The organism is Paracoccus laeviglucosivorans (assembly GCF_900182695.1).
Taxonomy (GTDB): Bacteria; Pseudomonadota; Alphaproteobacteria; order Rhodobacterales; family Rhodobacteraceae; genus Paracoccus; species Paracoccus laeviglucosivorans.
On the sequence record NZ_FXTK01000006.1, the window covers coordinates 98,320 to 112,260 of the forward strand.

General features: G+C 63.1%; 16 protein-coding genes and 1 tRNA gene. 9 read left to right on the plus strand and 8 right to left on the minus strand.

Features of this window, described 5'->3' with window-relative positions:
• Nucleotides 1-31: 31 nt before the first annotated feature.
• The 6 genes from argS to FN835_RS09310 all read left to right on the plus strand — a co-directional run bounded on the left by argS (nucleotide 32) and on the right by FN835_RS09310 (nucleotide 5,748).
• On the plus strand, nucleotides 32-1,777 hold the full coding sequence (argS, locus tag FN835_RS09285; protein ID WP_142662939.1) for an arginine--tRNA ligase: 1,746 nt from the start codon (nucleotides 32-34) through the stop codon (nucleotides 1,775-1,777).
• A gap of 72 nt (nucleotides 1,778-1,849) precedes the next feature.
• Nucleotides 1,850-3,031, plus strand: coding sequence for an SPOR domain-containing protein (locus FN835_RS09290; protein WP_142662940.1), 1,182 nt, complete (start codon nucleotides 1,850-1,852; stop codon nucleotides 3,029-3,031).
• Nucleotides 3,028-4,005 carry a glycoside hydrolase family 3 N-terminal domain-containing protein gene (locus FN835_RS09295; RefSeq protein ID WP_142662941.1) on the plus strand — a complete coding sequence of 326 codons (978 nt, stop codon included), beginning with the start codon at nucleotides 3,028-3,030 and terminating at the stop codon, nucleotides 4,003-4,005. The genes FN835_RS09290 and FN835_RS09295 overlap by 4 nt, the downstream gene beginning before the upstream one ends.
• 60 nt (nucleotides 4,006-4,065) lie before the next feature.
• Nucleotides 4,066-4,884: a segregation and condensation protein A gene (locus tag FN835_RS09300; RefSeq protein ID WP_142663003.1), complete on the plus strand. Its 819-nt coding sequence runs from the start codon at nucleotides 4,066-4,068 to the stop codon at nucleotides 4,882-4,884.
• Nucleotides 4,881-5,540, plus strand: a complete 660-nt coding sequence (gene scpB, locus FN835_RS09305) for an SMC-Scp complex subunit ScpB (protein ID WP_142662942.1) — start codon at nucleotides 4,881-4,883, stop codon at nucleotides 5,538-5,540. The genes FN835_RS09300 and scpB overlap by 4 nt, the downstream gene beginning before the upstream one ends.
• 13 nt (nucleotides 5,541-5,553) lie before the next feature.
• Complete coding sequence (locus FN835_RS09310) at nucleotides 5,554-5,748, plus strand: hypothetical protein (protein ID WP_142662943.1); 195 nt, start codon at nucleotides 5,554-5,556, stop codon at nucleotides 5,746-5,748.
• Here the strand turns inward: FN835_RS09310 and FN835_RS09315 are convergent.
• From FN835_RS09315 to ihfA, 4 genes are all read right to left on the minus strand, one after another.
• Nucleotides 5,745-6,809 carry a 2'-deoxycytidine 5'-triphosphate deaminase gene (locus tag FN835_RS09315; protein ID WP_142662944.1) on the minus strand — a complete coding sequence of 355 codons (1,065 nt, stop codon included), beginning with the start codon at nucleotides 6,807-6,809 and terminating at the stop codon, nucleotides 5,745-5,747. The two genes, FN835_RS09310 and FN835_RS09315, sit on opposite strands and share 4 nt — an antisense overlap.
• A 60-nt stretch (nucleotides 6,810-6,869) precedes the next feature.
• A tRNA-Pro gene (locus FN835_RS09320) sits at nucleotides 6,870-6,947 on the minus strand.
• Nucleotides 6,948-7,059: 112 nt separating this feature from the next.
• Nucleotides 7,060-7,650, minus strand: a complete 591-nt coding sequence (locus FN835_RS09325) for a MerR family transcriptional regulator (protein WP_142662945.1) — start codon at nucleotides 7,648-7,650, stop codon at nucleotides 7,060-7,062.
• On the minus strand, nucleotides 7,650-7,958 hold the full coding sequence (ihfA, locus tag FN835_RS09330) for an integration host factor subunit alpha (protein WP_142662946.1): 309 nt from the start codon (nucleotides 7,956-7,958) through the stop codon (nucleotides 7,650-7,652). Before ihfA ends, FN835_RS09325 begins: the two co-directional genes overlap by 1 nt.
• Nucleotides 7,959-8,152: 194 nt before the next feature.
• On the opposite strand from ihfA, the gene FN835_RS09335 reads away from it, so the two are divergent.
• A complete protein-coding gene (locus FN835_RS09335) occupies nucleotides 8,153-8,428 on the plus strand; it encodes a DksA/TraR family C4-type zinc finger protein (protein ID WP_142662947.1) in 276 nt (91 codons plus the stop codon).
• Here FN835_RS09335 and FN835_RS09340 read toward each other — a convergent pair whose 3' ends face one another.
• The 4 genes from FN835_RS09340 to FN835_RS09355 form a co-directional block, all read right to left on the minus strand.
• Nucleotides 8,429-9,400, minus strand: coding sequence for a beta-ketoacyl-ACP synthase III (locus FN835_RS09340; RefSeq protein WP_142662948.1), 972 nt, complete (start codon nucleotides 9,398-9,400; stop codon nucleotides 8,429-8,431).
• Entirely contained in the window at nucleotides 9,400-10,518 is a 1,119-nt protein-coding gene (gene plsX, locus FN835_RS09345) for a phosphate acyltransferase PlsX (protein WP_142662949.1), read from the minus strand. Before plsX ends, FN835_RS09340 begins: the two co-directional genes overlap by 1 nt.
• A gap of 17 nt (nucleotides 10,519-10,535) precedes the next feature.
• Nucleotides 10,536-10,742 (minus strand): 50S ribosomal protein L32, encoded by a 207-nt coding sequence (gene rpmF / locus FN835_RS09350; RefSeq protein ID WP_142662950.1) that lies wholly within the window; start codon nucleotides 10,740-10,742, stop codon nucleotides 10,536-10,538.
• 266 nt (nucleotides 10,743-11,008) lie between these two features.
• Nucleotides 11,009-11,827, minus strand: a complete 819-nt coding sequence (locus tag FN835_RS09355; protein ID WP_142662951.1) for a sulfotransferase family protein — start codon at nucleotides 11,825-11,827, stop codon at nucleotides 11,009-11,011.
• Between the two features lie 140 nt (nucleotides 11,828-11,967).
• Between FN835_RS09355 and FN835_RS09360 the strand changes: the two genes are divergently transcribed.
• Both FN835_RS09360 and FN835_RS09365 read left to right on the plus strand, forming a co-directional pair.
• Nucleotides 11,968-13,545 (plus strand): DUF5928 domain-containing protein, encoded by a 1,578-nt coding sequence (locus tag FN835_RS09360; RefSeq protein ID WP_142662952.1) that lies wholly within the window; start codon nucleotides 11,968-11,970, stop codon nucleotides 13,543-13,545.
• Nucleotides 13,546-13,564: 19 nt separating this feature from the next.
• Nucleotides 13,565-13,939, plus strand: coding sequence for a histidine triad nucleotide-binding protein (locus FN835_RS09365; RefSeq protein WP_142662953.1), 375 nt, complete (start codon nucleotides 13,565-13,567; stop codon nucleotides 13,937-13,939).
• Nucleotides 13,940-13,941: the final 2 nt, after the last annotated feature.

The window sequence follows — 13,941 nt, forward strand, 5'->3', positions numbered from 1 at the left end:
GGCTATCCCGCATCGACTAAGGATGGAAGCGATGAACCTTTTCTCGGATATTCGCGCGCTGGTGATCGACGCGCTGACGCAGATGGAACAGGCGGGCGAACTGCCCGCAGGTCTTGATACCGCAGCCGTGACGGTCGAGCCGCCGCGCGACGCCGCGCATGGCGACATGGCGACCAATGCCGCGATGGTGCTGGCCAAGCCCGCCGGGAAAAAGCCGCGCGACATCGCCGACACATTGGCCGCGCGCCTTGCTGCCGATCCGCGCATCACCGCAGCCGAGGTGGCAGGTCCGGGCTTTCTGAACCTGCGCATCGACCCGGCCCAGTGGCAGAGCGTCATCCGCGCGGCTCTGACCCAAGGCGCGGCATATGGCCGTTCAAATCTGGGGCAGGGGGTCAAGGTCAACGTCGAATTCGTCAGCGCCAACCCCACCGGGCCGATGCATGTCGGCCATACGCGCGGCGCGGTCTTTGGCGATGCCTTGTCGTCGCTGCTGGATTTCGCAGGCTATGACGTCACGCGCGAATATTACATCAACGACGGCGGCGCGCAGGTGGATGTGCTGGCGCGCTCGGCCTTTGAACGCTACCGCGAGGCGAACGGGCTGGAGCCTGCGATCCGCGAAGGGCTTTATCCCGGCGATTACCTGATTCCCGTGGGTCAGGCGCTGAAGGACAAATATGGCGACAGCCTGCTGGACCAGTCCGAGGATGTGTGGCTGACCGACATCCGCGAATTCGCCACCCAGGCGATGATGGAGGTGATCCGTCAGGATCTGGCGCTGCTGAATGTCCATATGGATGTCTTTTCCAGCGAAAAGGCGCTTTACGGCACGGGCCGGATCGAAGCCGCCATCGACCGGCTGCGCGATGCGGGCCTGATCTATGAAGGCGTGCTGGAGCCGCCGAAAGGCAAGACCCCCGAGGATTGGGAGCCGCGTGAACAGACTCTGTTCCGCTCGACCAGCCATGGCGATGACGTGGACCGTCCGGTCAAGAAATCGGACGGCGCCTGGACCTATTTCGCACCCGACATCGCCTATCACTGGGACAAGATCGACCGCGGTTTCGATCAGCTGATCGACGTGTTCGGCGCCGACCATGGCGGCTATGTCAAGCGCATGACCGCTGCCGTTAAGGCGCTGTCGAACGGTCGCGTGCCGCTGGACGTCAAGCTGATCCAGTTGGTCAAGCTGTTCAAGAACGGCGAGCCCTTCAAGATGTCCAAGCGCGCGGGCACCTTCGTCACGCTGCGCGACGTGGTGGAACAGGCGGGGGCCGACGTGACCCGCTTCCACATGCTGACACGCAAGAATGACGCGGCGCTGGATTTCGATTTCGACAAGGTGCTGGAACAGTCCAAGGACAACCCGGTCTGGTATGTGCAATATGCCAGCGCGCGGGTGAACTCGGTTCTGGGTCGGGCGTCGGAAATGGGCGTGGACACCTCGGACGCGGCGCTGGCCGGGGCCGATCTGACGCTTTTGGATCACGCGGCCGAGCTGGAGCTGGCCCGCAAGGTTGCCGAATGGCCGCGCACGGTTGAAATCGCGGCCCGCGCCAATGAACCGCATCGCATCGCCTTTTTCCTATACGACATCGCGTCCGACCTGCATTCGCTGTGGAACCGCGGCAATGACGAAACCAGCCTGCGCTTTGTCCAGGATGGGAATTTCGCCGCAACTGCCGCGAAAATCGCGCTTGTGCGCAGCGTTGGCGTTGTCATTTCGGCCGGTCTTGGTATCTTGGGCGTGACTCCGGCCAAAGAGATGCGCTGATAACAGCGTCCTGTCGGGTGTCGAGCAGAGCAACGAGCAGACAGATCCGGGCAAACCGGCAGGCAGGCAGGAATGGCAGTAGTAGACTTCCGCTCTGGCGGGTTTCAGGGCACGCATCCGCAGGACCGGCATGCTCATGGCTACGGTCATGACGCGTATGCCGACGAATATGACGATGCGCGCGACGAAAGCTGGGATGATCCCCGCTATGACGACCCTTATGGGCAAGCCACGGCAGAGCCGCCTTCGATGTTGGGGCGGCTGTCGCGGTTGACGCATTATCTGGGTGCGCTGGTCTCGGTCGGGCTGATCGTGGTTCTTGCGGTCTGGGGCTTCAAGCTGGTCGTGCGCGACGTCTCGGGCGTGCCCGTGATCCGCGCCGTGCAGGGTGAGGCGCGGACCGCGCCGGAAAATCCGGGGGGTGAGCTGACCGATCGCACCGGGCTTGCCGTCAATTCCGTCGCCGCCGGGACCGAAGCGCAGCGCGTCGATCAGGTTGCCATCGCGCCGGGGGCTACGGGTCTGCAGGCGCAGGACGTGGCCATGGGCGTCTTGGGTGCCACCGCCATTGAGCCGTCGCGCGCCGTCGAGCTGCCGCCGCTGGACGAAACGGCCCGCGTCATCGCCACGCCGGACGCCGATGCCGCCCGCGCCGCTGCCGAAGCCGCGCAATCCACCATCGAGCCGGATTCGGTCGAAGCGGCGATCATCGCCGACGTGCCGACCGCCCCCGAAGCCCCGGTGAACGAGGCGCTGACCGATCTTTCCGGCCAGCAGACCCAAGACACCGCCATCAATCAGGCGCTGGCCGAGGCGACGGCTGAACCCGGTCCGCCGCCTGCCGTCGCAGCCTCGGTCCGTCCGGCACCGCGTCCGCGGCGCGTTGCTGCGGCCAGCGCCGTCGCACCTGCGCCCGCCGTGGCCGAAACCGCGCCTGCCGACCGTCCCGCAGCCGCCCCGGCTGACGCGGCACCCGAGGCGGCACCTGCGGCAAAGGTCAGCGCCGGTTCGTCGATGGCCCAGATTGGTGCGTTTGACAGCGACAAACTGGCGCGGGGCGAATGGAACCGCGTTTCCGGCAAGTTCGGCGGGCTGTTTGCCGGCAAGAACATGATCGTGCAGGAACATTCCGCCAATGGCCGCAAGTTCTGGCGTCTGCGCGCCGCAGGCTTTGCCTCAAAGGACGAGGCGCGCCGTTTCTGCGCCGCCCTGATCGCCGAAGGCGTGGACTGTATCCCGGCCACCGCAAAGTGACTGGCGCAACGATACTTGGCGGGATCTCGGGTCCCGACCTGACGATGGCCGAGCGGGATTTTTTCCGCTCGGCCAATCCTTGGGGTTTCATCCTGTTTGGCCGCAATATCGACACGCCCGACCGTCTGCGTCGCCTGACCAGTGATCTGCGTGATGCCGTGGGCCGTGATGCACCGATCCTGATCGATCAGGAAGGTGGACGGGTGCAGCGGATGCGCGCGCCGCATTGGACCGACTGGCCCGCGCCGCTGGATCAGGCAGCCTTGGGCGACCGGGCGATCTGGCTGCACCACTATCTGCTGGGGCAGGAACTGCGCGAGATGGGAATCGATGCCGATTGCGCCCCGGTTCTGGACATTGCCCGCGACGACACCCATCCGTTCCTGCGCAACCGCTGCCTTGGCACCGACGCCGAAACGGTGATCCGTCTGGGCCGCATCGCGGCGCAGGCGCTGCTGGCGGCGGGCGTCCTGCCCATCGTCAAGCACATGCCGGGCCATGGCCGCGCGCGGGTGGACAGCCACAAAGACCTGCCCGTGGTCGATGCACCGCTGGCCGAGCTTGAGGAAACGGATTTCGCCCCCTTTCGCGCCTTGGCGGATCTGCCGATGGCGATGACCGCGCATATCCGGTTCACGGCGCTGGACGATGCACCCGCGACGGCCTCGGGGACGGTGATCCGCATGATCCGCGACCATATCGGTTTCGACGGTTTGCTGATGTCGGACGATATTGGGATGCAGGCTTTGTCGGGCACGATGGCCGAACGCACAAGCGCCATCATCGGCGCAGGCTGCGATCTGGTCCTGTCCTGCAACGAAACGCTGTCCCAGATGGAGGAGATCGTGGCCGCAGCAGGTGCCATGACCGCCGATGCCACGCGCCGGGGCGATGCCGCGTTGGCGCTGCGTCAGGTGCCGGGTCCGGTGGCGGGTCTGCGCGATGAGCTGCGCGCCTTGGGCGGGCTGGCCTGAGCGATTGACTCAGGACCAGCGATGCCCGATTCTGCGCCGATCTTTTCGCGCGGCCCTGCCATGACCAAGGTTCCCTATCTGACGCCCGTTCCCGACCAGGCCGCACTGCCGGGGCTTGAGCCGCAAAGCGTGGCCGAGCGGCAGGCCGATGAGGTTCTGGTCGTCGATGTGTCGGGTTTCGAAGGGCCGCTGGACCTGTTGCTGACCCTGTCGCGCACGCAAAAGGTCGATCTGATGCAGGTCTCGGTCCTGCAGCTGGCGGATCAGTATCTGGCCTTTGTCGAACAGGCCCGCGCATTGCGGATCGAACTGGCGGCGGATTATCTGGTCATGGCGGCGTGGCTGGCCTATCTGAAATCACGCCTGCTGCTGCCCCCCGACCCCGAGGCCGAGGGGCCAAGCGCCGAAGACATGGCCGCCCATCTGGCCTTTCAGCTGGAACGCCTGCAAGCCATGCGCGAAGTTTCGGCGCAGCTGATGGGCCGCGACAGGCTGGGGCATCAGCGTTTCGCACGGGGTGCGCCTGAAACGGTCGTGCGCTCGCGCCAGGTGGCATGGCAGGCGGGGCTGATCGACCTGATGCGCGCCTATGCCCGGCTGCGCACCCGCGATGAATTCCGCCCCTATGCTTTTGACCGCACGGATGTCTTCACCATGGAGCAGGCGCTGGAGCGGGTCCGCGGGCTGATCGGCTATGTGGGTGACTGGACCTCGCTTGCCGATTTCCTGCCCGATGGCTGGGACATGGACCCCAAGCGTCGCCGCTCGGCCACTGCGGCCACCTTTGCCGCCACGCTGGAACTGGCGCGGCAGGGCAAGCTGGAATTGCGGCAGACCGATACCTTTGCCCCTCTGACCATCCGCAGGCGTCCCGAATGACCGAAACCGATCTGCAACGCTTCCCGCCGCCGCCCATGGATCAGCAGGAACGCATGGTCGAGGCCGTGCTGTTCGCCGCCGCCGAACCCATGAGCCTGCGCGAAATCACCCAGCGCCTGCCCGTGGGTTGCGATGCCCCCGAGGCGTTGCAGGCCCTGCGGGCGCGCTATGACGGGCGTGGGGTGCAGCTTTTGCGCGTGGGCGATGCCTGGGCGTTTCGCACGGCTGCCGATCTGGGGTTCCTGATGCAGGAACAGACCGTCGAAAGCCGCCGCCTGTCCCGCGCGGCCACGGAAACGCTGGCGATCATCGCCTATCACCAGCCCGTCACCCGCGCCGAGATCGAGGAGATCAGAGGCGTCGCCGTCAATCGCGGCACGCTGGATCAGCTGATCGAACTGGAATGGGTGCGCGTGGGCCGCAGGCGGCAGACGCCGGGCCGTCCGGTGACATTCGTGGTCACGGAAACATTCCTTGACCATTTCGGGCTGGAAAGCGCACGGGATCTGCCGGGGCTTGCCGAATTGCGCGCGGCGGGCCTGCTGGAATCGCGCCCGCCGGGGGATGCACCGCTATTCCCGGCCCACACCGACGCAGATGATGATGAGACGGGTCAGCCGGGCGTTCCCGCAGAAGACCTGTTCGAGGACGAGTGAAGGAACTTCGCCAATGAACCAGCTTTTCAACATGCTTAGCCGGATGGTGACCAACCGCCTGCTGAACTGGGGCATCAACAAGGGCATCCGCAAGGTGAACCAGACCGGCGGCACACAGACGCCACAGCAGAAAAGCCGCGAGAAAGCCACGCGGCAGGCCGTCAAGCGCGCGCGTCAGGCGGCGCGGATCACCAAGCGGATGCGCTAGGCAAACTGTTTCGCCAGCTTCAGACCCTGCCCCTGATAGTTCGACGCGATGCCCGTGCCGTAAAGCCGCTCGGGCCGCGCGGCCATGCGTTCATAGACCAGGCGTCCGACGACCTGACCATGTTCCAGCGCAAAGGGCGCCTCATGGCAGCGCACCTCAAGCACGCCGCGCGCGCCCATGCCTGAACCGTGGCCGAAACCGGGATCGAAAAAGCCCGCGTAATGCACGCGGAATTCGCCCACCATTGCCAGATAGGGCGCCATTTCGGCGGCGTAATCGGGCGGGATTGCCACCGATTCGCGGCTGACAAGGATGTAGAACGCGCCGGGGTCCAGAATAAGCTGGCCTTCGGTCGTGCGAAGTTCGTCCCAGAAATCCGCCGCGCGATAGGCACCGATGCGGTCCAAGTCGATCACGCCGCTATGGGGACGGGCGCGGTAGCCCACCAGATCGCCCGTGTCGGGGCGCAGATCGACCGAAAAGCCCAGACCGTCATCAATCAGGGCATCGCCGGTCACCAGCGGCTGCGCGGCGTGCAGGGCGCGCAGATCGGCATCTGACAGCACTGCCTGCCCCTGACGCAGCCGTAGCTGATTCAGCCGCATACCGGGGCGCACCAGCACGGAAAAGCTGCGCGGGCAGATCTCGGCATAGATCGGGCCGTCATAGCCATCGGGCAGGCGGTCGAATTCGGTGCCTTCGTCGGTCACAAGCCGCGTCAACAGGTCCAGCCGCCCGGTCGAGCTTTTGGCATTCGCCACCGCATCCAGCCCGTGGGGCAGGGTCAGACGCTCCATCAGGGGGACCAGATAGACGCAGCCCTTTTCCAGCACCGCGCCGCCGGTCAGGTCCATGCGGTGCATTTCGAAATCGGCCAGACGTTCGCTGACCTTGCGCCCGCGCCCGCACAGGAACGATGCCCGCAGGCGCCACGCGGTCGTGCCAAGGCGCAGGTCAAGGCTGGCAGGCTGGATCTGGCCGGGCAGGAACGGTTGATCGGCGCGGATCGCCCCCGATTGGATCAGCTTGTGCAGGGCGTTATCGGGCAGGACACCGTTCATCTTACGATCTTTCGGAAAAGGGAAACGCCCACCCCTGAAAAGGGATGGGCGTTTTCGGAATGGTCGGGCCGGAGAGATTCGAACTCTCGGCCTTCCGCCCCCCAGACGGACGCGCTAACCAGGCTGCGCCACGGCCCGACGAGGGGCATATAGAGCGAAGCGCGCGGCCAGCACAAGGGGTAGCAAGTGGAAATCTGGGGATAATGTCGATGTTATGACGACGATCCCGCATCTGGGCAGTTCCGCGGCGTCAGCGCGCGTCGCGAAGTGCATCGCGTAGGTCGATGGCGGCGGCAGGCAGGACCGCACCCGCGCTTTCGCTTTTACGCAATTGCTGCGCGATGCGCGTCAGGCGATGCAGCCAGTCAGGCCGGGACGTCTGCTGCGGACCGTCAAACAGCGGCAAGGACTGCGCATCGCCCACAGGTTTCCGGCGGCGCGCGGCCGCGCGTGCGACATTCACGCGGTCCAGTTCGGGTCTGGGATCATCTGCGGGCAGGGTCAGCTGTTCGGCCCGAGGCAGCGAAACCGCCTCTGCCGGATCATTGTCGGGCACGCTTTCACCCAAACGCGCCGCACCGATCCGGCGCAGGCCCAGACCGCGATCAGCAGCGATCAGGCGCTTGGCACCGCGAATGCTAAGCCCTTCCTCGCGCATGACCTGACAAAGTCCGGCCACAAGGCGCACATCGTCGGGGCGGTAATATCGTCTGCCATCACCACGCTTGACGGGCGAAAGCTGGCTGAATTGCGTTTCCCAATAGCGCAGGACATGGGGCGCGACGCCGACCAGTCGCGAAACTTCTCCGATGGATCGGAAGGCGTCGGGCGATTTGTCCATCAGCTTTCGGAATCGTTTCCGGCAGCCACCCGATCCTTCATCAGATGCGAGGGGCGAAAGGACAGCACCCGCCGGGGGGTGATCGGAACTTCTTCGCCGGTCTTTGGATTGCGACCGATGCGTTCATTTTTGTCGCGCACCGAAAAGGTGCCGAAGGATGAGATCTTGACCTGTTCGCCACGCACCAGCGCATCCGAAATATGTCCAAGGACGCTTTCGACCAATTGCGCGGATTCATGGCGGGACAGACCGACCTCGCGGAACACAGCTTCTGCCAGATCCATTCGGGTCAGGGTGGAGTCGCTCATCTGAAAACCTCTCTCTTGGTTCAAGGATGATTTTTTTGTCGCGTTGTGTCAACAACCTGCGCCCGTTTCGGGTTCCGCCATACCGGGATTTCACCAATTCGCGCAAGGCGATTGCGGGTATCCGCAAGTGGTGTCATTTGACTGTCACGAATTAACGCCTATCTAAACGGTTTGCTATTGCGACAGAGGGCAGCATGGCCGGCGGTTGGGCGCGTGACGAGGCGGTGAACGAACAGATCGACATCTCGACTCAGGAAGCGATCGAGCGGATGCAGCTGCGCAATGCCAGCCGGACCGTGGGTGAAAGCGCCGAATTCTGCGCGGAATGCGATGAACCCATCCCCGATGCGCGGCGCAAGGCCATTCCGGGCGTGCAGCTATGCGTGGATTGCCAATCCGGGCGCGACAAGGCTTTTCGGCCCCGTGCCGGGATCAACCGTCGCGGATCGAAGGATTCGCAGCTGCGCTGATTACCAGCGCAGCACCACCGCACCCCAGGCCAGACCGCCGCCGATCGCCTCGGCCACCAGCACCTGACCGGGCTGAAAACGTCCTTGCGAATTTGCGACCGAAAGGGCCAGCGGGATCGACGCAGCCGAGGTATTGCCGTGATCGGCAACGGTCAGCACGACTTTTTCCATCGGCAGATGCATCCGCTTGGCCGTCGCTTCGATGATGCGCAGGTTCGCCTGATGGGGGACAAGCCAATCCACCTGTTCTTCGGGGATGCCTGCCTTGTCCAGCGCGCGATGCGCGGTATCGGCCAGTTTTTCGACCGCATGACGGAACACCAGATTGCCCTGCATCCGCAGGAAACCCGCCGTTCCGGTCGAGGCGACGCCGCCATCGACATAAAGCAGATCACGGTATTGCCCGTCGCTGTTCAGATCGGTGGCAAGGATGCCGCGATCGCTGCTTTCGCCCGCGACTTCAGCAGCTTCCAGCACCAATGCCCCCGCGCCATCGCCAAACAGCACGCAGGTGCCGCGATCGGTCCAGTCCATGATGCGGGTGAAGGTCTCGGCCCCGATGACCAGCACGCGCCCGGCCTGACCCGAACGGATCATCGCATCGGCATTGGCCAGCGCATAGATAAAGCCCGCGCAGACCGCCTGCACGTCGAATGCAAAGCCGCGCTTCATGCCCAGACCGGCCTGAATCATCGTCGCGACCGAAGGGAAGGTGTAATCCGGCGTCGAGGTCGCCACGATCACCGCATCAATGTCGTCGGCCTCAAGCCCGGCATTGGCCAAAGCCGCCTGGGCGGCACGGATGCCCAGATCGCTGGTCCCCTGGCCTTCGGCTGCGAAATGGCGACGCTCGATCCCGGTGCGAGAGCGGATCCATTCGTCGGTGGTTTCCAGCTTGTCTTCGAACCAGCTGTTTTCGACGATACGTTCGGGAAGGTAGTGACCGGTGCCCCGGACGATCGCACGTCGCATCAGGACGCCCCCTTATTCGCAACTTCTTCTAGGTGTACCGTATTCTCGACGGTCAGCGATTGCGCGACACGCGCCGCAAGACGGTCGTGAAAGCCCGACTGCGCCAATTGGAAAGCCAGCTTGATCGCGGACGAAACGCCCATCGCATCGGCCGAGCCATGCGATTTCACGACCGTGCCGTTCAGGCCCAGAAAGACCCCGCCATTGACGCGCCGGGGGTCGATGCGTTTTTGCAGCCGCTTCAACGAAGTCATCGCCAGAAGCGCCGCGAATTTCGACATCACGGAATTGCCGAAGGCTTCCTTCAGGAAGTCGCCAACCAGCTTGGCGGTGCCTTCGCCGGTCTTCAGCGCGACATTGCCGGTAAAGCCGTCGGTCACGATCACATCGACGCGGGACGAGGGCAGATCGCCGCCTTCCACGAAGCCGATATATTCGAAATTGCCCGCATCGGCGGTGCCGCCGATCAGTTCATGCGCCTGTTTCAGCTCGGCGCGGCCTTTGTGTTCTTCCGTGCCCACGTTCAAAAGCCCCACCCGAGGACGGGCAAGGCCAAGGCCGTTACGGGCATAGGATGCGCCCATCAGCGCATAAGTCAGCAAGTCCTGCGCATCGGCGCGAATATCCGCACCGACGTCGAGCATGACATTGAACCCCTGCGGATTGCGCGAGGGCCAAAGACAGGCGATCGCCGGGCGATTCACGCCGGGCAGCTTGCGCAGACGCAGCATGGACAGCGCCATAAGCGCGCCGGTATTCCCGCAGGAGACAGCCACCGTCGCTTCGCCCTTGCGGACGGATTCGACGGTGGACCACATCGAGGTTCCTTCGCCTTTGCGAAGCACCTGACTGGGCTTGTCTTCCATGCTGACCACGCCCTGGGCGTCACGAATGTCGCAACGCGCCGCGAGGTCGCGGCGACGTCCGATCAAACGCTCCAGTTCGGTCCGTGGACCGTGGACGATGAACCGGATATCGGGATTCTTTTCGGCACTTTGTGCTATACCCGCCACGACCGCGGCAGGGCCCCGGTCTCCGCCCATGGCGTCAACAGATATAACCACGCCGCCCTTGGATTCAGGGGCAGGCGCGTTGCTTGTGCTTTCCGCCGAAGTCATGTCCGCGGTCGGTCCGCTTACGCCGCGTCGTCGTCCAGATCGACTTCGTTCGCCTGCGCGACGACTTCACGATCACCGTAGTGGCCGCAAGACGGGCAGACGTGGTGCGGGCGCTTCAGCTCGCCGCAGTTGGTGCATTCGTTCGGGTTGCCGGCAACCAGTGCATCATGCGAACGACGCATGTTGCGGCGGGAGCGGGTAACTCGGTTCTGAGGGACAGCCATGTCACAACCTCAAGGTTAGGGGGGCGGCCATGTGACGGCCCCGGATTCTGATATCGTTTCTGGGGCGGGGCATAGGACAATGGAGCGTCAGCCGCAAGTCGCGAAACCGTGTTGCGCATACGGGGGCTTCGGTCCGGGTCTTCCCCCGCCGGTCGAATGAACGCGCGAAAATAGCGAGATTTTCGCATTCCGCAAGTCAAATCTTGGCCTTTCGCGTGGCCGGGAAAGCACAACGACGAAAGGAAACGATCGGGGCGGCGAAAGCCCTAGCGGCCCAGCTTTGCGTGGACCTCTTCCAGATCCACATCGTTCTTGGGCATCTTGTTGTCGGGATTGTCAAAGTCGTATTTGAACAGCTGGAAATCCTTTTTATAGATTTCCCAGACCAGATGGCGCGACAGATCGTCGAAATATTCACTGATCTTGTGGGCGCGTTTCGGTCCGTGCCCTTCGGATTCGTTGAACTTGGGCACGTCGTTCACGTCCATTTTGACGCGGGTGGGCGAGGCGTCCAGCACCTTTTGCATGCCTTCGTTGAACTTTTCGGTAAAGAAAATCTGGTCATAGCGCCCGCCGTTGACGATGAATGTCGAGATGTGACCGGCCATGGACGACCAGTGGATGTCTGGCTCCATCGGGCGGCGCCAGCGGATGGTGTCGCGCGCGAACAGCAAAAAGCGGCGGAAGCTGGCGATCTGGTCGAAGTCGAAATTGTTTTCCGGGCTGCCCACGTCGATGCCGTAACGCTGGATCAGCTGTGGCACCAGATTGCCGCGATAGCGTTTGCCGTTGCGCTGGATGCCCGCGATCTTGTCAAAGAACGACGACAGGATGCGCCCGTAGGGGTTGCGCACGCAGGTGAAGGTCAGAGCCTTGTGGCCACGCACGCTTTCTTCGATGGCGCGCTGGCTTTTGTCCTGGCTCCACTTGTGCATCCCGTCGGTCGAGTCGTGAATGTCACCGTCGAAATATCGGCCATGATCGGAATAGAACATGATCTGACCAATCGAAGAGCAGGCGCATTTCGGGACAACCCGATAGACCATGCTTTCGCTCTCTGTCATCCAGGTTCCGGGAAATCCCATTCTATCATTCCTTGTTCTCGGGCTTTGGGCCGGGTTGCCGCCATCGCCAAAATCGGTAAGGACAGAAAGCAAATCGCCGAAAGAGATTCAACCGCGTGTAGAACGGCATGGCAGCTCTTGATTACGGATTGATTACATAAATGGCGCGGATTGCCTTCATTCTGCTCTGTCATAAAGACCCCAAGGGGGTGATTGCGCAGGCCAAGCGGCTGACCGCATCGGGCGATTATGTGGCCATCCACTTTGACGCACGCGCAAATCCCAAGGATTTTGAGCTTATCACCGCGGCGCTGGCCGACAATCCCGGCGTGGTCTTTGCCGCAAAGCGGTGGAAATGCGGCTGGGGCGAATGGTCGCTGGTGGGCGCCACGCTGGACACCGTTCGCGCGGCGGTTGATTCGTTTCCGCTGGCAACGCATTTCTACATGCTGTCGGGCGACTGTATGCCGATCAAGTCGGCCGAGTATGCCCACGCCTTCCTTGACGCCGAAGAATGCGACTATATCGAGAATTTCGACTTCTTCGGTTCGGACTGGATCAAGACCGGCTTCAAGGAAGAACGGCTGATCTATCGCCACTGGTTCAACGAACGCACCCAGCCCAAGCTGTTCTACAGCAGCTTCAATCTGCAGAAGCGGTTCAAGGTCACACGTCAGGTTCCTGCCGATATTCAGGTGCAGATCGGGTCGCAATGGTGGTGCCTGCGCCGTCGCTCGATCGAGCGGGTGCTGGAATTCTGCGACAGCCGCCCTGATGTCATGCGCTTTTTCGCCACGACATGGATCCCGGACGAAACGTTCTTCCAGACCATCGTGCCCCATGTCGTGCCGCGCAAGGAATTGCGGGCGCGCACGCTGACCTATCTTGTGTTCACCGATTACGGGATGCCGGTGGTGTTCCATAACGACCATTACGACCTGCTGATCGGGCAGAACTATCTGTTCGCCCGCAAGATCAGCCCCGAGGCGATCCGGCTGCGCGAAAGGCTGGGCGCGCTTTGGGCAGCAACGGGCGTGCATTTCCCGATCTCGAACGAGGCGACTGGGCTGTTCAAGTTCCTGACAGGGCGCGGGCGGATCGGGCGCCGCTTTGCCCCGCGTTTCTGGGAAACGGATGGCAGCCTTGGGCGCGAAAATTCGTTGCGGCTGATCGTGGGCAAAAAATGGCATGTGGCCAAGCGCCTGACCGCCGCGATCCGCGCCAATACCGACATTCCCGCCGTGGACTATCTGTTCAACGAAGCGAATGCGCATCTGCCCGATCTGGGCGGGGTTGAGACTACGGTCGAAAAACGTCAGCGTCACCGCCGCGCGCTGATCAAGCTGCTGTTCGAGCAATTTGAATCGAATCGGCTGGTCATCTGCCTTGACCCCTCGGCGCTGCATCTGATTCAGGATCTGATGGCCGACAAAGCCGATACGCGCATCCTGCTGATCGATTCGCAGTTCGACGAAGATTACGTGCGCGGCCATATCGGGCGGGTCGGTCTGGCGGGGCCAGAAACCCCGCCCGGCGTCATCGACCGGCTGGTCCCCACCGTCCGCGCCGATCTGGAGCATGAGGCCGAGCGTATCCGCGATGTCGAATTCACGCATTTCCACTCGGTTGCACCTTGGCGCAGCGCCGAGGACAATGCGGTCCAGATCGCCAATTTCCTTGATGTGATGCCCGATACGGCGCATCGCATCGTCAGCACCGATTATCTGTTCAGCGACTGAAACCACGAGGGCGCGAAAGATGCCGACCTATGACGACACCAATATTTTCGCCCGCATCCTGCGCGGCGAGATCCCCAACAAGACGGTGCTTGAAACCGAACATACCTTGGCGTTCGAAGATATCCGCCCCCAAGCCCCGGTGCATGTGCTGGTGATCCCAAAGGGGGCTTATGTCAGCTATGACGATTTCGCGCAAAACGCCTCGGACGCCGAAATCGTGGATTTCACCCGCACTGTCGGGCGGCTGACCCGCGATCTGGGCGTCGATCTGGACGGCGGCAACGGCCACCGCGTCATCGCCAATGCCGGGGAATACGGACTTCAGGAAGTGCCGCATTTCCATATGCATATCCTTGGCGGACGCAGTCTTGGCCGGATGCTTCAGCCGGAATAAGC